The organism is Pandoraea pnomenusa (assembly GCF_040391475.1).
In the GTDB taxonomy this organism is placed as follows: Bacteria; Pseudomonadota; Gammaproteobacteria; order Burkholderiales; family Burkholderiaceae; genus Pandoraea; species Pandoraea pnomenusa_C.
The window spans coordinates 63,120-82,577 of record NZ_JBEBXS010000010.1 but is presented as its reverse complement, the minus strand read 5'-3'; the positions used below and the strand labels follow the sequence as shown (position 1 = coordinate 82,577).

General features: G+C 65.1%; 18 protein-coding genes. 10 read left to right on the top strand and 8 right to left on the bottom strand.

What is annotated here, in order from left to right:
• Position 1: 1 nt before the first annotated feature.
• Positions 2 to 574, top strand: a complete 573-nt coding sequence (locus ABWO90_RS12765) for a DUF1993 domain-containing protein (protein ID WP_353191609.1) — start codon at positions 2 to 4, stop codon at positions 572 to 574.
• Positions 575 to 626: 52 nt separating this feature from the next.
• Here ABWO90_RS12765 and ABWO90_RS12760 read toward each other — a convergent pair whose 3' ends face one another.
• Positions 627 to 1,505, bottom strand: coding sequence for a LysR substrate-binding domain-containing protein (locus ABWO90_RS12760; protein WP_353191608.1), 879 nt, complete (start codon positions 1,503 to 1,505; stop codon positions 627 to 629).
• A 190-nt stretch (positions 1,506 to 1,695) separates the two neighbouring features.
• Here ABWO90_RS12760 and ABWO90_RS12755 point away from each other — a divergent pair, with 190 nt between their 5' ends.
• The 7 genes from ABWO90_RS12755 (at position 1,696) to metC (ending at position 8,538) form a co-directional block, all read left to right on the top strand.
• On the top strand, positions 1,696 to 2,520 hold the full coding sequence (locus ABWO90_RS12755; protein WP_353191607.1) for a transporter substrate-binding domain-containing protein: 825 nt from the start codon (positions 1,696 to 1,698) through the stop codon (positions 2,518 to 2,520).
• 15 nt (positions 2,521 to 2,535) lie between these two features.
• Positions 2,536 to 3,228 carry an amino acid ABC transporter permease gene (locus ABWO90_RS12750; protein WP_353191606.1) on the top strand — a complete coding sequence of 231 codons (693 nt, stop codon included), beginning with the start codon at positions 2,536 to 2,538 and terminating at the stop codon, positions 3,226 to 3,228.
• A 4-nt stretch (positions 3,229 to 3,232) separates the two neighbouring features.
• Positions 3,233 to 3,925, top strand: a complete 693-nt coding sequence (locus tag ABWO90_RS12745; protein WP_353191605.1) for an amino acid ABC transporter permease — start codon at positions 3,233 to 3,235, stop codon at positions 3,923 to 3,925.
• Positions 3,926 to 3,960: 35 nt separating this feature from the next.
• On the top strand, positions 3,961 to 4,728 hold the full coding sequence (locus ABWO90_RS12740; protein ID WP_353191702.1) for an amino acid ABC transporter ATP-binding protein: 768 nt from the start codon (positions 3,961 to 3,963) through the stop codon (positions 4,726 to 4,728).
• A gap of 79 nt (positions 4,729 to 4,807) precedes the next feature.
• Complete coding sequence (locus ABWO90_RS12735) at positions 4,808 to 5,404, top strand: cysteine dioxygenase family protein (protein WP_353191604.1); 597 nt, start codon at positions 4,808 to 4,810, stop codon at positions 5,402 to 5,404.
• Between the two features lie 258 nt (positions 5,405 to 5,662).
• A complete protein-coding gene (locus ABWO90_RS12730; protein WP_353191603.1) occupies positions 5,663 to 7,264 on the top strand; it encodes a rhodanese-like domain-containing protein in 1,602 nt (533 codons plus the stop codon).
• Between the two features lie 83 nt (positions 7,265 to 7,347).
• A complete protein-coding gene (metC, locus tag ABWO90_RS12725) occupies positions 7,348 to 8,538 on the top strand; it encodes a cystathionine beta-lyase (RefSeq protein ID WP_353191602.1) in 1,191 nt (396 codons plus the stop codon).
• A 71-nt stretch (positions 8,539 to 8,609) separates the two neighbouring features.
• Here metC and blaPNC read toward each other — a convergent pair whose 3' ends face one another.
• The 3 genes from blaPNC to ABWO90_RS12710 all read right to left on the bottom strand — a co-directional run bounded on the left by blaPNC (position 8,610) and on the right by ABWO90_RS12710 (position 11,944).
• Positions 8,610 to 9,839 (bottom strand): PNC family class C beta-lactamase, encoded by a 1,230-nt coding sequence (blaPNC, locus tag ABWO90_RS12720; RefSeq protein ID WP_353191601.1) that lies wholly within the window; start codon positions 9,837 to 9,839, stop codon positions 8,610 to 8,612.
• 327 nt (positions 9,840 to 10,166) lie between these two features.
• Positions 10,167 to 10,523, bottom strand: a complete 357-nt coding sequence (locus ABWO90_RS12715) for a DUF3331 domain-containing protein (RefSeq protein ID WP_353191600.1) — start codon at positions 10,521 to 10,523, stop codon at positions 10,167 to 10,169.
• A gap of 128 nt (positions 10,524 to 10,651) precedes the next feature.
• Positions 10,652 to 11,944, bottom strand: a complete 1,293-nt coding sequence (locus tag ABWO90_RS12710) for an NAD(P)/FAD-dependent oxidoreductase (RefSeq protein ID WP_353191599.1) — start codon at positions 11,942 to 11,944, stop codon at positions 10,652 to 10,654.
• Between the two features lie 156 nt (positions 11,945 to 12,100).
• Here ABWO90_RS12710 and ABWO90_RS12705 point away from each other — a divergent pair, with 156 nt between their 5' ends.
• Positions 12,101 to 12,760 carry a TetR/AcrR family transcriptional regulator gene (locus ABWO90_RS12705; protein WP_353191598.1) on the top strand — a complete coding sequence of 220 codons (660 nt, stop codon included), beginning with the start codon at positions 12,101 to 12,103 and terminating at the stop codon, positions 12,758 to 12,760.
• Between the two features lie 130 nt (positions 12,761 to 12,890).
• Positions 12,891 to 13,244, top strand: a complete 354-nt coding sequence (locus tag ABWO90_RS12700; RefSeq protein WP_039394400.1) for a RidA family protein — start codon at positions 12,891 to 12,893, stop codon at positions 13,242 to 13,244.
• 135 nt (positions 13,245 to 13,379) lie between these two features.
• Here the strand turns inward: ABWO90_RS12700 and ABWO90_RS12695 are convergent, their stop codons facing one another.
• The 4 genes from ABWO90_RS12695 to ABWO90_RS12680 form a co-directional block, all read right to left on the bottom strand.
• Positions 13,380 to 15,071 carry an SH3 domain-containing protein gene (locus ABWO90_RS12695; protein ID WP_353191597.1) on the bottom strand — a complete coding sequence of 564 codons (1,692 nt, stop codon included), beginning with the start codon at positions 15,069 to 15,071 and terminating at the stop codon, positions 13,380 to 13,382.
• Between the two features lie 110 nt (positions 15,072 to 15,181).
• Positions 15,182 to 17,650, bottom strand: a complete 2,469-nt coding sequence (locus ABWO90_RS12690; RefSeq protein ID WP_353191596.1) for a TonB-dependent siderophore receptor — start codon at positions 17,648 to 17,650, stop codon at positions 15,182 to 15,184.
• A gap of 114 nt (positions 17,651 to 17,764) precedes the next feature.
• Complete coding sequence (locus ABWO90_RS12685) at positions 17,765 to 18,874, bottom strand: FecR domain-containing protein (protein WP_353191595.1); 1,110 nt, start codon at positions 18,872 to 18,874, stop codon at positions 17,765 to 17,767.
• The gene (locus tag ABWO90_RS12680; protein ID WP_353191594.1) at positions 18,871 to 19,407 is read right to left on the bottom strand and encodes a sigma-70 family RNA polymerase sigma factor; all 537 of its coding nucleotides are present in this window, start codon (positions 19,405 to 19,407) and stop codon (positions 18,871 to 18,873) included. Before ABWO90_RS12680 ends, ABWO90_RS12685 begins: the two co-directional genes overlap by 4 nt.
• Positions 19,408 to 19,458: the final 51 nt, after the last annotated feature.

Here is a 19,458-nt window from a genome sequence, read left to right as displayed (position 1 = left end):
CATGACGTTGACCGAACTTCTCGTTCCCACGTGTTCTCATATGCTGCGCGCCTTGTCTGCGTGGCTCGACAAGGCGGCAGCCTACGAAAAGTCGCAGGGCAAGGACGCCGACGCGCTGATGACGCTGCGTCTCGCACCGGACATGTATCCGCTCGCCGCCCAGGTGCGCTTCGTCTGTTATCAGTCCATGGAGCCGGCTTACCGCCTGCGCAGCGAACCGATTCCCGAGCACGTGCTCGCGCTTCAGCACGAAGGCTGGAACGCCGACCAGCACCCGGGCACGTTTGCCGACGCGAAGACCCGTCTGACCGACACCATCGCCTTTCTCGACACGCTCCCCGATAACGCGCTCGACGCCGGCGAGTACATCGACATCTCGCTCTCGCTGCCCAACGGCGTCATCTTCGACATGACCGGCGAGCAGTACGCGCGCGACTGGCTGCTCGCGCAGTTCTATTTCCATACGAACATGGCCTACGCCATCCTGCGTCAGCACGGCGTGGAACTGGGCAAGGCCGATTACGTGGCCCACGTCACGGCCTATCTGCGCCCGGGGTCGGCGCCGAAGGCGTAACGACGCAGACCGGGACCGCCTTGGGGTGTCGCGCCCAAGGCCGTCCCTCCGGTCATTCCGGGATCAGGAACGGCGGTCCGAAGCGCGTGGCGATGTGCTCCGTCGACTCGAACAATTCGCGCAGCACCTGGCTCGTGCACGTGGGCTGCACGTACAGATAGAACGCGACATCGGGCAGGCGCGGCAAGCCGTCTGCTTCGGAGAGCACGCGCATGTTCGCGTCGAGCAGTTCGGTGGTGCGGGCCGTCACGCCGAGGCCGGCGCTGATGGCCGCCTTGATTCCCGTGAGCGTGGGGGAGATGAAGCTCGTGCGCCACGCGATCCCTGCCGCGTTGAGACGTTCGATGGACAACCGTCGGAACAGGCTCAGCTCGTCGGCCATCACCAGCGGCACGGGGGCCGCCGAGTTGAAGATGAAGTCGTCTGCGCAGATCCACACCATCGGCGACGTGCGCAGCTTGATGCCGGGAAACCCTTCGTCATAGCGCGTCGAAATCGCGAGATCCAGTTCCTTGTCGCGCAGCGCATCCATCAGGTGCGGGCTGCGGCCGACGATGATCTCCAACTGCAATTCCGCCGACAGTTTCGAGAGTCGTCGCAGCATGCTCGGCAGAATCGAATCGGCCACGTCGTGAGGCGAGCCGATCCGCAATTTCTCGGCAGGCCCGCGCGTCTGCATGACCTGCACCGCCTGATCGTTGAGCGCGAGAATCTTGTTCGCATACGCGACGAGCCGCACGCCATCGGCAGTCATCGTCTTCTGCCGCCCCTGCTTTTCAAACAGCGCACAACCCATTTCCTGTTCGAGCCGCTGCATCTGCTGCGTGATGGCGGACTGCGTGCGTCCGACACGCGTGGCGGCTGCCGCAAAGGTCTCGTGCTGCGCGATCGCCACGAATGTGCGCAACAAATCGATGTCGAGATTCCGCATGGTCGTCTGCGTCGATACTTCAGAGACGCTAATGTTTCCGAGATAAAAATTAAATTGTTCTTGGGAATTTTGGTCGATAACCTGCCTGACACTCAAGCAATATTTATGTGACCGGGGGCGAAACCGGCGCCGACCGGTCCCCCGCTAATCGATTTGCCCTCACAAATCGAATCCAAGGAGACTCTGGACCATGTGGCAACGACATCTTGCAGCCGCGCTGTTCGCGACCCTCGCCATGACGGGCATCGCGCACGCCGACCAACTGGCTGACATCAAGGCGCGCGGCACGCTCGTTTGCGGCACGCAAAACGCGAGCGAACCGTATGCGTTCCCCGACGCTGCCTCGCGCAAGATCGTCGGCTTCGATGTCGACGTGTGCAACGCCATCGCCAAGGGCCTCGGCGTGAAGCTCGAGCACCGCGCGCTGTCTACCGATGCACGCATTCCGGAACTGAAGACGCGCCGCGTGGACGTGCTCGCCGCCGCCGTCGCCTGGATGCCCGCGCGGGCCGCACAGGTCGACTTCAGCGACCAATACTTCGTGGCCCCGATCCGCGTGCTGGTGCGCGCCGAGTCGCCGGTGCAGAACCTCGATCAACTCGCAGGCAAGAAGATCGCCGCCTCGGAAGGGTCGAGTTCTGCGGCGGTGTCGGTGACGCGTCTGCCCGATTCGAATCTGCTCACGTTCCACGACATTTCGTCGGCGTTCCTCGCGCTGCAGCAAGGCAAGGTGGAAGGTCTCGTCGCCGGTCAACTGATCCTCGCGCGCTTCGCCAACGAAGCCGCCACCAAGGGCGGCCAGCAATACCGTCTGATCACCAAGCCGGTGTTCGAAGAGCGCTGGGGCGTGGTGATGAACAAGGGCGAACCGGCCCTGCGTGACGCGGTGAACAAGATCCTGGTCGACTACGACAAGTCGAACGGCCTGCAGGAGAGCTTCGACAAGTGGCTCGGCAGCAAGTCGGTCTACAAGTTCACGCGCGACTACAAGGTCGAGCCGATCAAGGTGCAGTAAGCGAGACGCAACAGAATGTTCGATCTCTCGTTTCTGCTCGACGACGGCTACCTGAAGCTGTTTCGCGACGGGGTACTGACCACGCTGCGGTTGTTCGTGGTCTCGGGCCTGCTGGCGATCGTGGTGGGCGTGGTGCTCACCACGCTGCGCGCCCTGCCGGTGAAGCTCTTCAAGGGCTTCGTCATCGTGATCGTGGAGTACCACCGCAACGTGCCGGTGCTGGTGCAGATTCTCGTGTGGTACTTCGGCGTGCCGCAGCTCCTGCCCGATGGCCTGCGCGACTGGATCAACGCGGGTAATACCGAGTTCTTCTTCGCGACGGTGGCACTCGCGCTCAACGCCGGCGCCTTCATCTCCGAAGACCTGCGCTCCGGCTTGCGTGCGATTCCGAACACGCAGCAGGAAGCCGCGTGGTCCATCGGTCTGACGTACCTGCAGTCGTTTCGCTACGTAATCCTGCCGCAGGGCATTCGTGTGGCGCTGCCCGCGCTGCTCAACCAGGCGCTGCTGCTCTTCAAGAACAGTTCGCTGGCGATGGCCATCGGGGTGCACGAGTTGCTCTATCGCACGCGCCAGATCGATAACCTCACGTTCCGGACGTTCGATGTGTTTCTGGTGGCGACGATCCTCTACCTGATCGGCACGCTTGCCCTGATGGCGCTCTCCGAGCACTTCGCCAAACGCCGTACGGCGCCCTCGGGAGTCTGAGTCGATGTACGAGATTCTGCATGACTATCTCGCGTTGTTCCTCGTCGGCAGCTGGCCCAACGGCCCGCTCGGCGGCGTGGCGATCACGCTCATTCTCTCGGCGCTCGGCCTCGTGGTCTCGTTTCCCATCGCCGTCGCGATCGGCATGGCGCAAGTCTCGCCCTGGCGCTGGATGCGACGCGTCGCCGGTGTCTGGACGCGGCTGGTGCGCGGCATTCCACTGCTGATGATCATCTTCTGGGCGTACTTCGCGGTGCCGCTGCTCGTGGGCGCCGAGGTGTCGGCCTTCACGACCGCCGTGTGCGCGATCATCGTCTACGAGAGCGCGTTTCTGTCGCAGATCGTGCGCGCCGGTCTGGAAGGGTTGCCGCGCGGGCAGATGGAAGCGGCGCGCTCGAACGGGCTGTCGTGGCTGCAGAGCATGCGCTACGTGCAGTTGCCGCAGGCGCTGGCGAACATGCTTCCGTCGATCGTCAACCAGTTCGTGTCGATCATCAAGGCGACGTCGCTGGCCTATGTGATCGGCGTGCCCGAACTCACGTATTCGGCCGCGCAGGTCAATACGATCGTGCTGACAAAACCGCTGCAGACGTTCCTCGTGCTCGCTGCATTCTATTTCGTGTTGTGTTTCGCCATTTCGCGCTTCGCCGGCTGGCTCGAGCGTCGAATCGCCCGCCAGCGCGCGGGGCTGGCGTAAGCACAGGTTCCAAGAAGGAGAACGCGACCATGTCCATGCTCGCATTCGAGAAGGTCGACAAGTTCTACGGCGAACATCACGTCCTCAAGGGGATCGACGCCACCATCGGACGCGGTGAAGTCGTCGTGGTGTGCGGGCCGTCCGGCTCCGGCAAGTCGACGCTGATCCGTACCGTCACGCGGCTCGAAGCCATCCAGAAGGGGCGTATTCTCTTCGAAGGGAAAGACGTGAGCGCGCGCGACGTGAAGCTCAATCAGCTTCGTGCGCGCATCGGCTTCGTCTTCCAGAGCTTCAACCTGTTCCAGAACCTGTCGGTGCGCCAGAACCTGATTCTCGGCCCGACCAAGGTGCTGGGCATGTCGCGCGACGAAGCGGTGGCACAGGCCGAAACGTTGCTGACCAAGGTCGGTCTCGCGCACAAGATCGACGCCATGCCGGCCAACCTGTCGGGCGGTCAGCAACAACGCGTGGCCATTGCGCGGGCGCTGGCCATGAAGCCGCCGCTCATGCTGTTCGACGAGCCGACCAGCGCGCTCGACCCGGAGATGGTGCAGGAAGTGCTGCAAGTCATGCGCTCGCTGGCGGATGACGGCCTGACGATGATGATCGTCACGCACGAGATGGGATTCGCGCGCGACGTGTCGAGCCGCGTCTGGTTCATGGATCAGGGCCAGTTGATCGAAGACGCCTCGCCCGCCGAGTTCTTCAGCCAGCCAAAGCACGCGCGTGCCCAGCGATTCCTGCAGGACGTGTTGCGTCCGTCGCCGATGATCAGCGTGCCGCGCGACCCCGTGACCGCCTGACACCCCCTATCACCAAGACAGAAGACAGCGCCTCACCCGGGCCGTCGTCCAACAAAGCACTACGGAGAAGACTCTCATCATGTCCACGACCAATCTTTCCGAACAGCGTCAGGCCGTCGTCGGCGATGCCATCGCCGCCATGAAGGCCGCCCTGGCCCCTGCAGGTGAAACGCGCCCCGCGCTGGCTGCCGTCCTCGACGAGGTCAAGGCACTCGCCGCGCGCAGCGCGCTGTGGAGCGAAGCCGACTTCCCGCCCCCGACCGACGGCGAACTGCAGGCGCGCTATCTGATTCACGAAGACGCCGACAAGACCTACGCGCTGTACCTGAACGTGATGCGTCCGGGCAAGAAGATCACCCCGCACAACCACACTACGTGGGCATGCATCGCGGCGGTCGACGGCGTGGAATACAACTACGTCTATCGCCGCACCGACGACGGCAAGACGCCCGGCGTCGGCACGCTCGAAGTGAGCGACACCGTCGTGGTCGATCCGGGCAACGGCATCGCGCTGGCGTCGGACGACATTCATGCGGTCGAGATCAAGGGCGAGGCCCCGATTCGCCACCTGCACATGTACGGCCGCGCGCTGGAGACGCTCACCGAGCGCATCACCTTCGATCTGGCCAAGGGCACGTATCAGGTCATGGACATCGGCGTGAAGACGCGTCGCTGACGCCGGGCTGATACGGCACCCGCCAGATACCACCGGCGGCGTGCCCATCGCGAACCCCTGACGGCGCGAATGCCTCCCGCGCCAATGCATCACATCGCCCCGGCGGGCGGTGCGGACCCGCTCATCCCTACGCTTTGGCAATGGCCGGGCGAGGTCCACGAAATGAGCCGAAAACTGAGCCCAATTCCGAGCCCAATTCCGAGCCGATAACCGGGCTGCCCCCGAGCGGAAAACCCAGCTGACAACCGACATAACGCTATGACCTCGTTCACTCCTCAATTCGTGTCGCCCGCCCAACTGAAGGCATGGCAGCACGACGGCGCCGAAATCGCCGTGTTCGACGTGCGCGAGCACGGCCAGTACGGCGAAGCGCACCTGTTCTACGGCGTGACACTGCCGTACAGCCGGCTCGAACTCGACATCGTGCGCCTCGCGCCGCGCCGCGATGCACGCGTGGTGGTCTACGACACCGACGCGAGCGTGGCGGTACTGGCCGCGCAACGTCTGGCCGAACTCGGCTACACCGATGTGTACGCGCTCGAAGGCGGCACCAACGCGTGGCAACAAGCGGGCTACACGCTCTTCGCCGGGGTGAACGTGCCGTCGAAGACGTTCGGCGAACTGGTGGAGATGGCGTATCACACGCCGCGCGTGACGGCGCGTGAACTCGCTGCCATGCGCGAGCGCGGCGATAACGTCGTGATCCTCGACGGTCGTCCGGTGAACGAATACCTGAAGATGACGATTCCGTCGTCGATCTGCTGCCCGAACGGTGAGCTGGGCTATCGCATTCGCGATCTGGTGCCCGACGCGACCACGCCCATCGTGGTGAACTGCGCCGGCCGCACGCGCAGCATCATCGGGGCGCAGACGCTCATCAATCTCGGCATTCCCAATCCGGTGATGGCGCTGGAGAACGGCACGCAAGGCTGGTATCTGGAAGACCTGCCGCTGGAGCATGGCAGCACGCGCCGCTATCCCGACACGGTCGCGGCGTCGAGCCTCGCGCAGATGCAGGAAGCGAGCGGCGCGCTGGCCGAGCGCTTCGCCGTGCCGGAAGTCGACGCGGCGACCTTCGCCGAATGGGCGCGGGACACGTCGCGTTCGCTGTTCCTGTGCGACGTGCGCACCCCCGAGGAATTCGCGGCAGGTTCGCTGCCGGGCGCGCAGCATACGCCGGGCGGTCAATTGATTCAGGCGACGGATCAGTACGTGGGGGTGCGTCACGCGCGCCTCGCGTTGTTCGACAACGACGGTGTTCGCGCGCCGATCGTGGCGAGCTGGCTGCGTCAACTGGGGCACGATGCGTACGTGCTGCGCGACGGCCTGTCGAGCGGCGCCTCATTGCCGGTTCGTGAGGCATCCGCCGATGTCGCGTTGCCCGAGATCGATGCCGCCGGACTCGTTGCCGCGCTGGCCGCCAGCAGCGTCGCGGTGGTCGACGTACGCCCCAGCATGACCTTCCGTCGCGAGCACGTGCCTGGCGCGCAATGGGCGATTCGCCCGCGTCTGCCGCAGTTGCCTGCGTCACGCAACATCGTGATCGTTGCCGACGAGCCGGGCGTCGCCGCGTTGTTCGTGGCCGACTGGCAGCGCGAGCATGCGCAGGACTCGCGCACGTTCTCGCTGCTCACGGGCGGCATGAAGGCGTGGAAGGCCGCCGGCCAGCCGGTGGAAGCCTCGGCCGATGTGCCGCCGGATGCCGAATGCATCGACTACCTGTTCTTCGTGCACGATCGTCACGACGGTAACAAGGCGGCGGCGCGCCAGTATCTGGCATGGGAAACGGGTCTGCTCGCCCAACTCGACGAGCAGGAGCGCGGTGCCTTCCGTATTGGTGAGTCCGTCGCTTCGAAGTAAGCTCTGACATCGGGGTGCGCTGCCGCAGGATCGTCGCAGCGCACGCCGGTTTCGCTTTTCTCCTACCCCCCACGTCTCCGATCATGTCTCGACAATCGTCTCCCAAACGTCTCGCCACCCGACTGGTCAAGAGTGGCACGCATACGCCGGTCGTCGGCGGGCGCGCCGTCAACCCGCCCGTGGTGCGCGCGTCCACCGTGTTGTTCGACACGATGGACGACATGAACGACGCGCGCCGCCGTCGCGGCACCGAGCGCATGTTCACCTACGGCGCACGCGGCAACCCGACCGGCTTCGCGCTGGAGGATGTCGTTGCGGAGCTCGAAGGCGGCTACCGCACGCGCCTCTTCCCGACCGGACTCGCCGCGATTTCGATGGTATTTCTCGCGTATACGCGCCCCGGCGATCACGTGCTGATTTCCGATTGCGTGTATCAGCCGTTGCGTCATTTCGTCGAGACGTTCCTGAAGCCGTGGGGCGTTCATGTGACTTATTTCCGTGCCGACGGCCGCGACGCCGCCGAGCACATGACAGCCCGCACGAAGCTGATTTACGTGGAAGCGCCGGGCTCGCTCGTCTACGAGATGTGCGACATTCCGGCGCTGGCGGATCTGGCGCATCGTCACGGTGCGCTGCTCGTGGCAGACAACACCTGGGGCTCGGGCGTGCAGTGCCGTCCGCTCATGCTGGGTGCCGACGTTTCCGTGATGGCCGCGACGAAGTACCTGAGCGGCCACTCCGACGTGATGATGGGCACCGTCACCACGACGCAGGAGGTCTGGCAGACGCTTTCCGCGATGGCGGATGCGCAGGGCGTTGCCGTCAGCCCGGACGATTCGTACCTGGTGCTGCGCGGCATTCGCACACTCGGGGCGCGCTTGCAGATGCACGAGCGTCATGCCCTTGAAGTGGCGCACTGGCTGGAGGGCGTACCCGACGTTGCCCGCGTGTTCTGCCCGGCGCTGCCGACGCATCCGGGTCACGCGCTGTGGCAACGCGATTGTCTCGGCACCAACGGACTCATTTCGTTCGAGTTCGCCAACGCCACGACGGCGCAGGCGAATCAGTTCGTCGATACGCTGTCGCTGTTCGGGATCGGGGCGTCGTGGGGCGGTTACGAAAGTCTGGCGACGGTCTCGAACGTGGCGGGTACGCGGACCTGCGAGGACTGGACAGCCGCCGGACCGATCGTGCGCCTGCATATCGGTCTCGAAGACCCGCAGGATCTGATCGACGACATGGCAGCAGCGCTGGAGACGGTGTTCGGCCGCTGATGGCCTTGCTGTACCTCGCCCGCCCTGTCTACGTGCATTCACGAGACACGGCGGGCGATATCACCGTCGGGTTACTTCCCTGATGCGGAGGTTTGGCGCGGGCTGCCGTCGAGCGTCGTGAGGATGTGATGCGCGGCGCGGATGCGCTCGTCCATCGCATAGTTCTTGTTCGCCAGCAGCACAATGCCCATCTGCTTTGACGGCACGAACGCGACATAGGCGCCGAACCCGTTCGTGGAGCCGGTCTTGTTGACCCAGGCGACGGGCGTGGGGGCCATCGCCGGCGACAATTCGCGTGCAGACGTAGGTTCGTACGCCATGTGCGACGAGTTGCCCTCGAGCAGCGCGTCGACACTCACCGGATACGGATACTGTTCCCAGACCAGATCCTGCGTCATCGGCTTGTCGAAGAAGTAGCCGGTGCGTGTGGCATAGATCGCGTGACGCAGTTTGCGATCGTGCACGGGCTGGCCGAGGTTGGCACGCACGAACTGCAACAGGTCGCTCGCGGTCGTCTTGACGCCATAGGCCTCCTGTTCGAACAACCCGGGGTTGACGCGAACCGGCTTGCCATCCTTTCCATAACCCCACGCATAGTTCGCCTGCTCGGCGTCCGGCACCCGAAAGTACGTGTGCTGCAGGTCGAGCGGTTTGAAGATGTGCTCCGTCACGAGCGTGGCGAAGTCACCGTGCATGGCGCGCGCCGTCACCCAGCCGAGGGCGCCGAGGCTCACATTGGAGTAGGTGCGCACGGTACCGGTCGGCTTCGCCGGCTTCCAGGCCTTGAGGTACTGAAGCATCTGGTCCATGTCGCGGATGTCGTCCGGTACCTGGAGCGGCATGCCCCCCGTTGTGTGCGTGGCGAGATTCAGGACCTTTACCTCGCCGAACGGCGTGCCTGCGAGTTCGGGCACGATGCGGCCGGTCTTGTCGGTGAGCGACAGAGCGCCGTCGGTCTGTGCGTAGGCGGCCAGCGTGCCGGTGAACGTCTTGCTCACGGAGCCGATTTCGAAGAGCGTGGCGTCCGTCACCGGTTTGTTGGCGGCCTTGTCGGCCACACCATAGTTGAAGACATAGGTCTGTCCGTCGAAGACGATGCCGACGGCCATGCCGGGAATGTCCTGCAGGGCCATGAGCGGACGGATCGTCTCGTCGACGAGCGTTTTGATCGCGGCCTGACGCGGGTTGGCCTGAGGCTGCGTGTCCGGTTCGGCGGCGTAGCTGCGTGCGCTGAACGCCATCCAGCCGATGGCTGCCGTGGCCGCCAGCGCGGAAAACAGGGTGAGGTAAGGCTTGGTCATTGACGGTGGTCTCCGTGGGGGCACATCGGACGCTCGGGCGCCCGGGCCCGTCGGCATCATTGTGAAACGTGTTTCGCTATGCCCGAAGCGTAATCCCAAAGCGGTGCGCCGTTGAGACCTGCGGAGGTAACCGACGTAACCGACGTAATCGATGTGACTGATGTGACTGATGTGACCGCCGTAAGTGAAGTGACAACGACGTAAGCGACGACGCCGACCGAATACGCATAAAAAAGCCGCCCTCAAGGGGCGGCAACACGCTGAAACCAAACGGGGGGATCGGGGGGACTACATTTTCAGCGCGTGGGTTCTTTACGTGCTTGCCGCTTACAGGGCCGCTTCGAGTTCGCGGTCTTCCGACGCGCGCATGGCGCGAATCGCGTCTGCGGAAATCATGGCGTCGGCGTTCAGCGGCGGCACGTCGCCAAACAGCGGGCGATAGACGAAGTCGCCAACGTCGATCGTGTCACCCGTGAGCGCGCAAACGCCGGGGTGATGCGCCTTGCGAATGCGCCAGATCTGGGCGCCATAGTTGCCGCCCGTGGCGTCGTTCCACGACACCGTGATCGTGAGTTCGCTGGCAATCTCGAGCACGCGCACGATGGGCGCGCGGCGGGTGTACGGAATCACGGGGCGGCAGACGACGGGTTCGGCGTCGAGCATTGCCACGGTGTGCTGCCACACGTGCTGATCGCGCGCGGAGGCGCGCGAAGTCCGCGAGGTCGTGCGCGACGGACGTGCCGTCGCCGTGGTGCCGGGAGCGCGGCTGCTGCCGCTTCTGTTGGAGCAGTTGGTTCGGTCGCTTCGCATAGTCAGGCCAGCCGGAGACGCGGCCCGCGAAGGCCGCCGAGTTTTTCCGCGCCCAGCAACATCGTGGCGCGGGTGAACCCGTGCAACGCATGCTGATGACGCCGATACAACATGGCGTGGCTCCACTGCGCAAAGCGTCCGCGCACGATGCCACCTTTGAAAATGCCGAATCGCCCGAGCGCCCCAAACGCGTTGTAGTCCGACAAGGACACCGACGCGCCCGGATCGCGATAAGCGAATGGCGGAATGGCGCGGCCATCGAGCCACGCACCCAGATGACGGCTCAAATGCGCCGCCTGCTGTGTCGCTACCTGTGCGGTCGGCGGCAAGGCGCCCTTGCCATCCGTCACCGTGAGCGACGCACAATCACCGAGCGCGAAAATGCGCTCGTCCTGCGCGGTCTGCAACGAACTGCGCACCACGATCTGGTTCGCCGCGTTCGTCGCGAGTCCGCCAATGCCCTTGAGCACGTCGGGCGCTTTCACGCCCGCCGCCCACACCAGCAAATCGCCGGGAATCAACTGGCCGTCGTCGCGATAGAAGCCGTCGCGGTCGGCACACACGATGCGGGTGTCCGTCAGCACGCGAAAGCCGCATTGCTCGAGCTGTTCCTGCGCCGACGTCGACACCTCGGGCGCGAAGGCCCCCAGCAGACGCGGGCCGCTTTCGATCAACGTGAGCTTCAACCGCTCGCAAATCTGCGGATCACCGTAACCGGCGGCCAAGGCAAACGTTTGACGCAATTCGGCCGCGAGCGCCACGCCGGTCGCACCGCCGCCGGCGATCACGACCCGCAGCGCGTCGTCGTTGACTGCGCTGCGCAACGATTCGCAACGCAACGCCGCGTTGAACGCTTCGGCCTGCGGCTGGCTGTCGATGAAATGGCAGATGTCGCGCACGCCTGGCAGACTGGCGTCGTTCGCTTCGGAGCCGAGGGCGAGCACGAGCGTGTCGTAAGGCACATGGCGCTCACCGAGCAGCCGCGAACCGTCCGGTGCGGCCATCTCCCCCAGCACAATCTCCCGGCGTGTGCGGTCGAGTCCGCACATCCGCCCCGCCTGATACGTGAAGCCGTGACTGCACGCATGGGCCAGATACGCCACCTGGGTCTGCGCAACATCGCGCGTGCCGGCCGCCATGCTATGCAGCATCGGCTTCCACAGATGGGTGGGGTGACTGTCGACAAGTGTCACGCGCGCAGCACCGTCGCGGCCGAGCGTGCGGCCCAGACGCGTTGCCAGCATCAAGCCGGCGATACCGCCACCGACAATCACAATTCGGTTTGCGCGAGACATTTGGGGGGGAAATGTCAAATTCAACAAGTGATGAATAAGCGCATAATAGCGAGCGTGGCCCCGGCATGTCAAATGGGAAGTGTCCGGGAAGGCAGCCGCGCCCGGGTCGGTTAGACTTGGCGCATTGCTGTCGCGAAATCGTTACCCCATCGCTCCATGACTCCAGATAAAGCCGTCTCGCAAGCCGAACCACCCCGCAAGCGCACACGCGGTCGTCCCACGTGCAATTGCACGCACGGTGCCGACGCGCTCTTGCTCAATGCGCGGCGCATCTTCGCCCAGCGCGGGTTTTATGCGAGTAGTGTGCGTCAGATCGCCGAAGCGTCGGGTGTCGACGCAGCGCTGATTTCGCATCACTTCGGTTCGAAAGAAGCGCTGTGGGTGGCGGTGGTCGATCAGATCGGCACGCTCACGCAGTCGCTGATCGAAAACACGCACGCATTGCGGCACGCGCCGATGGGGCCCGCCGAGCGACTCGAGCAAGCGGTGCGTGAGTTTGTCGAGGCCGTGTTCGAGAATCCCGACGTCGGCATGTTCTTCTCGACGGCGGCCACCGAAGAGGGCGAGCGTCTCGATATCCTCACGCAACGGCTTGTGCGTCCGTATCGCGACGCGATGGTGCCGCTCGTATCGGACTGGCTCGAAGCACAGCAGCGTCCGGTGCAGGATGCCGACGTGATGTTCTTCATGCTGACGTCGGCCATCAGCAAGACGGTGTCGTACCGTCACATGATGGGACCGTTCCTGCCGCCCGAAGGCATGGCCGATCTCAAGCGCACGGTGCTCGATTGCGCGATGGCGCTGATTCGTCAGTAAGACGTTGGGGATGGCGTCGGGCGTTGCCGGATGCCATCGTGGGGGCATCGACGTGTCGTGAGACGGGTCGTATAAGATAGCGGCACCCGGGCCGAATCCCGGCCCGTTTTCTTTGTTACGGTGCCCCCCTATGTCGAACGAAATCAAGCGTCTGCACACCAACGCTCGCATGAGCCAGATCGTGATCGCCAACGGCGTCGTGTACCTTGCCGGCCAGGTGCCGGACACGGCCAACGTGTCGGTCACGCAACAGACCACCGAAATTCTCACCCGCATCGACTCGCTGCTCGCCGAAGCCGGTGTCAACAAGTCGCGCCTGCTGACGGCCAACATCTGGTTGTCCGACGCCAAGCACTTCGCCGAATTCAACGCCGTGTGGGACGCCTGGGTGCCGGAAGGTCACGCACCGACGCGTGCTTGCGTGCAATCGCCGCTCATGCGTGCCGGTCTGGAAGTCGAGATCGCCGTGACCGCGCTGGCGTAATCGCTCGCCAGAACGAGGCTCATCGCGACGCGCGTCGTGCAGGAGCCTCGTCAGCGCGCCTGATGCGCTGACTTCCTCGCCTGTCTCCGTGCATCAGCGCATCTCCGCGCGGCTCCCCTTCGCTTCACTCCTGCCTTACTGCGGCATCTCCTCCTGTACATCGACGCCCGGCGTACGTGCGCCTTCTGCGCCTGACTCACCACTTGTCCCCGGCGCGTTGCCGCCGATCACGCTGATCTCGAACAGTGGCTTGCCCGCGAGCGAGCGCACCTGTGGATCCTCCGGATAGGTCTTCAGCAGCGGCAGGATCACCGACCCGCCGATGACGTTGCGACGACTGTTGTCGGCCGGCGAGAGTCCCCAGACGTTCTGGTATGTCATCGGCACGCTTTCGCCGTCATGCTGCGCATTGCCCAGATACAACATGATGTGACCGTTGATGTGGATGAGCGTCATCAGCGGACGACCGCGCTCGGCCAGGGTGTGCAAGCGTGTATCGATATCGGCATTGCGAAGATCCGTGCGCTTTCCGGCGCGCAACTGATCCGACGAATGGCGCGGGAGCCACACACCGAACGGCGCGAATAGACTGCGCGTTTCTGCGGAGCAGTCGTTGTAGAACAGCGTGTTGCCCCAGCCGTAGGGGCGGCCGATCTGCTGCTTCATCACCTGCGCCAGATGACGCGGCGTGAGTGCCCACGGCATCGGCACGAATGTCGTGTCGTCGAACGTCATCGTGCGGATCGTCGCGCGACGATCGGCATCGGCCACGGGAATCATCGCGAGCTGACGTCCGTCGTGCGAGCGCGACATGGGCAGCACCGTGCCAATCGGCGCGAACGTGCGATAGACGCCATGCGTGGCGCCGGGTGGCACATCAATGAGCGGCGTATCGGCGCGAATGATGGCACCGAGGCCGCGTTGCGCAGCGCTACGCCATGTGGCGACGAAGCGCTCGTCGGCAGACGCCACCGTGCGCGCGTCGACCCAGCCGGTCAGATCGGGCGAATAGACGAGCAGCCACGCACCGTCGGCGCTGCGCGCCAGTGTGTAGACGGGGGTGCCCGGACGCAGGGCGGAGTCCTGCAAGGCGTCGAACGGATACCCCTCGCCGGCTTCGCGGAAGTCGTAGAACGCCGGATCGTTCGTCGGCAACTGACGTACCAGTGCGTTGTCGACGGTGATGCCACGCCGACGCGGATCGTAGCGCCAGTTCGCATGATCGGCGTCGAGTTGGGCGAGCGCCATATTCGCTTCGATGGCGCGAATCCATGCCGTGGTGTGCGGCTGGAAGTTCTCGCCGTAGGTCTTGCGAACGCCGGGCGTGCCGTTGTCGAAACGCCTGACGCGACGACCTTGCGCGTCGGCGATCTGCTGTGCACCGGCGGCATTGAGGAGCGATGTGGTGAGCCACGCTTCGTTCCAGGGCGACGGGTCTCGCGGCGCGGTGCCGAAATATCGCGCGCGGAACGCTTCGAAGTGTCGCGCCTGTTCCTGCGCCGAGAGCAACGGACGATCGTAATCGGGCGAATCGGGACGGATCCAGTGATCGACGTCCTGATCGTAATGCTCGATGGGGAACCGGCTGACGTTGAAGCGGGGGGCGGTTGCGGTCTGCGCAGACGCCTGTGGTGGCGTCTGTACCGGCGGTGTCCCCGCACAGGCGGCGAGAACAAACAGCGGAAGGAACCGCGCCAGCACGACGGCGCGGCGGCGTGTCGCATGCGTGGCGCACGCCGGAGCGGTGCGCGACGCAAAGGGTGACGTGAGATCGGCAATGGCGCTGCCGACATTGCCGAAGTGACGCAGCGCGAGGAGTGCACCCATGTCGTGCGATGAAGAGCCCGGATGTCGCCATGCTACTCCATCGACACGGGCGCCAGTCCCCGCCTGCGTTCAACGGCTTTGCCGCCCCCGCCGCGACCTTCCTCCGACGATTACCAGCGCGCCGTCACACTGCCGATGACGGTGCGGCCCGTGCCGTAATAGCACTGCACGGTCGTGTTGCAGCCTGCGACATAGGTGCGGTCGAACAGGTTGGTCGCGTTGAGTTGCAGACGCCAGCGCCAGCCGATGTCCGCGTGCAGCGAGGCGTCGACGAGCGTCACGCTCGGCACGGAGAACGAGTTGGCGCTGTCGCCCGCCGTCTGGCCCAGATAACGGATACCGGCCCCGGCGCCAAGCTTCGCGTCACCCACGGTGCCGAAGTTGTAGTCGGCCCAGAACGACGCCATGTTGCGCGGCACGCCATACGGACGCTTGCCCAGATCGGCGTTGTTGCTGCGCGTGACCTCCACGTCCTGATACGTGTAGCTCGCCACCATATTGAGCTTCGACGTCAGGCTCATGCGCGCTTCGAGTTCCACGCCACGCGAGCGCACTTCGCCCGTCTGGATGGTGTTGCGCGTGTTGGTCGGGTCGGCGGTCGACACGTTCTGCTGCGTCAGGTTGAAGAGCGACGCCGTGAAGATCGCGTCCGTGCCCGGCGGTTGATACTTCACGCCGATTTCGTACTGCTGGCCCGTCGTGGGCTGCAGCGGATCGCCCGCGAGGTTGGTCGAGAGCGTCGGCAGGAACGAGGTCGAGTAGCTGAAGTACGGCGACAAGCCGATGGCCGATTCGTACAGCAGGCCCGCGCGCCACGTGAACTTGTTCGGCGTTTGCTTCACCGACGTGTTGTTCAGGTTGTTGTCGGTCGTCGACCAGGTGAAGTCTTCGCGGCCGCCGAGCGTGAGGTACCAGCGATCCCAGCGCATCTGGTCCTGCAGGTAGAGGCCGAGTTGGGTCTGCGTCTGATCGGTGCTGGTCGTCGGATTGGCGGGCAGCACGCCCTTCACGCCGTAGACCGGCGCGTAGAGGTCGAGCGACGGCGCCGTGCCCGTCCACACGCGGTTCAGGAAGCGTTGCGTCTGGAAGTCGGCGCCGCCGACCACTTTATGCGCGACGGGGCCGGTCTTCGTGTCGTACTGCACGTTGTTGTCCAGCTGCCAGCCGTTCAGGATCGGTTCGGCCTGGTAGGCGGTGCGCTGCAGCGTGCGCTGATCGGCGAGCAGTGCCGTGCCGTAGATCGACTTGTAGTCGAGGTTCATGTGCGTGAAGCGCGCGGTCGAGCGCAACAGCAATGCCTCGTTGAAGCGGTGCTCGAAGCGATAGCCGGTCGCCACCTGCGTCTTGCGATAGCGGTCGAACGCCGGATCGCCGGTGAGGAGTTCGCGGTCGATGCGTCCCCACTTCGAGTCTTTCACCATGCCGAGCGCCGGACCGTAGCTGACCGACGATCCCATGTTGTCCTGCATGTAGTTGACGAACCATGTGAAGCTCGTCTGCGCATTCGGTCGCCAGGTGAACGACGGTTGCAGCATCAGACGGTCGTCGCTCACGTTGTCGGTCTGGGCATTCGACAGACGTCCGAGGCCGGTGAAGCGATACAGCAGCGTACCGTCTTCGTTCGCCGGGCCGGTCATGTCGACGCGCAACTGGCGACGATCGAAGGTGCCGTAATCGATGCCGATCTCGCGGTACGGCTCGGCGCTCGGCGCCTTGCTCACCAGATTGACGAGCCCGCCGAGGTTGCCCGCGCCATACAGGATCGAGCTCGGGCCGCGCAGCACTTCCACGCGCTCGAGCGTGTACGGATCGACACGAACGGCCGCGTAGCTGCCCGGACGGTTGGCGATCTGCGGCACGCGCAAGCCGTCCCAGTAGACGTCGGCGTTGAAGCCGCGAATGTAGAACCAGTCGGCGCGCGTGTCGCTGCCGTACGGATCGGCGTTCACCCCGGCGGCGTACTTGAGTGCGTCGGTTACCGTCTGCACCGCCTGATCGTTCATCTGGTCGCGCGGAATCACGCTGATCGATTGCGACGTCTGCATGATCGAGGTGTCGGTCTTGGTCGCCGTGTCGCTGCGTTGGGCGACATAGCCGACGACCGGACCGCGCGCCACGTCGCGTTCGGCGTTGGCGTTCACGTCGGTCTGCGGCAGCGAGACGGCCGCACCGGCGTCGGCACCGGCCGCCGCACTTGCGCCGGGCGCGACGATGTAACCGCCGTTCGGCTGGCCGGTGGCCTGGAGCCCCGTGCCTTCGATCAGGATCGCGAGCGCAAGCGTGGGCGTGTAAGTCCCGGTCACGCCCGCCGTGCGCTTGTCGGCGATCTGGGCGGCGTCATACGAGATCATGAGTCCGGTTTGCTGCGCGAAGGCCACGAGACCCTGTTGCAGCGACCCGGCGGGAATGCGGATCGGTTGTGCGGCGCGCGCGGCCGTGGCCGGCGCGGCACCTTTCGCGGGGCCCGATTGCGCGTGAGCGTTCAGGGCGCTCATGGCCGTCAGGGCGAAGAGTGCGCTGGCGGCGAGCGTGACGGCACGGGCTGCACGCAAGGGCGTGTGGCTGACGTGAGAAGACATGACGGCGGATTCCTTTCCTGGGAGCATCGAAACATCGAAATGGGCATTCCTGTCTATGCCCCGCGAGATTCGAAAACCCCTCATCCGACGTCAAAAAATTTCTGGACCGACGGTTTACGTGTGCGGGCGGTCGCCGCCGACGGCCTGATAGGTGCTGCGCTGCGTTCGGATACGGCCCGGCGATTCGCCGGATTCCGTGCCCGGCTGCACGCGCACGAACCAGCGGGTGTAGCGCTGGACTTCGACCGGCAGCGCGCGAGAGAGCATGTCGAGTACGCGATCGGTGTCGTCGACCGGGTAGATGCCCGAGACACGCAGGTTGGCCACCTCCGGTGCGCAACCGAGGTGGCCGCGCCGGTAACGGCCGAGTTCGTGGAGGAAGTCGCCCAGCGGCATGGCGTGCACGACGAGCATGCCTTGCGTCCACGCGGCGGCGGCATTGGCCGTGCCGGCATCGTCGAAGCGCGAGCGCAGGTCGGCGGCGTCGAACGTGGCGCCCTGCCCGGCCATCAGCACGACGGCGGCCTCCGGCGTTCGCGAAGACCGGATGGGCATGACGCGCACGGCGCCATCGAGGACCGCCACTCGCGTGATGTCGTCGTGTTGCCGCACGTCGAACCGTGTGCCGAGCGCCTGAAGGCTGCCTTGTGCGGTGTCGACGAAGAACGGACGGTGGCCGTGTTCGGCGTCGGCGCCGGTGGTGATCGCGATTTCTCCGCGCACGAGATGCAAGCGGCGGGTGTCCTGCGAGAAACGCAAGTCGACCGCCGTATCGGTGTTCAGGTCCAGCGTGGTGCCGTCGGCCAGCCTGATGGTGCGACGCTCGCCCACACCGGTGCTCAGGTCGGCGCGCCAGGCGCGCACGGCGTTGGAGTCGGCAGCCGTCCATGTGGCACCGGCGACCCCGGCGAACAGTAGCAGCCCGAGTACGCGGCGGCGCTCGGCATTCGCGCGCGAACGGGCGCCCACGAGCGTGCCGTGTGCCACGCGCGCGGGGATCGTGCGCAGGTGTGCGTCGAAGTCGAGCAGGCGCTGCCACGCGAGGGCGTGCTGCGCGTCGGCGTCATGCCAGCGTTGCCAGGCCGCCTGTGTGATCGTGCGTGCGGGACCGTCGGTGTGCTGATTGGCTTGCAGTCGGACGAACCATTCGGTCGCGGCGAGCGTGACCGATTCGGGCAGTGCGGTCGAAGGGGTCGTGCGAAGCGGTGACGTATCGGCGCTCATGCCGTCGGACTCCCGAAGCAACAGGCGTGCAGCGCCTTGACGATGTGTCGTTGGACGGTGGCGATGGAAATGCCGACGGTCTCGGCGATATCGCGCTGGGCGAGGCCGTCGAGTTGCGACATCAGGAACACGCGCCGTACGACGGGCGGCAAGCCGTCGAGACGGCGATCGATGTCGATGAGGGTCTGGAGCAGAATCGCACGGGCTTCCGGATCCGGGGCGACGGCCTCGGGTTGTGCGGCGAGCACTTCGAGGTACGCGGCTTCGATCTTGCGATGACGATGCAGATTGGCGACGAGCCCTTGCGCGACGACGGTGAGAAAGGCGCGCGGTTCGCGCGGGCACACGGGCGTGTCCTTGCTGAGCAGGCGCACGAACGTGTCGTGGGCGAGGTCGGCGGCGTCGCCGTGATTGCCGAGCTTGCGGTGCAGCCAGTTGCGCAGCCAGCCGTGATGATCGTGGTAGAGCGCAGCCACGCCGGACGCGTCGGCGCGTGCGTCGTTCTGGCGTCCCCCGGTGTCGTCACGCGTCATGGTCTGGGCCCGGTCGCGTTACCTCCTGAACGGCACGCAACCCTCGCTGAT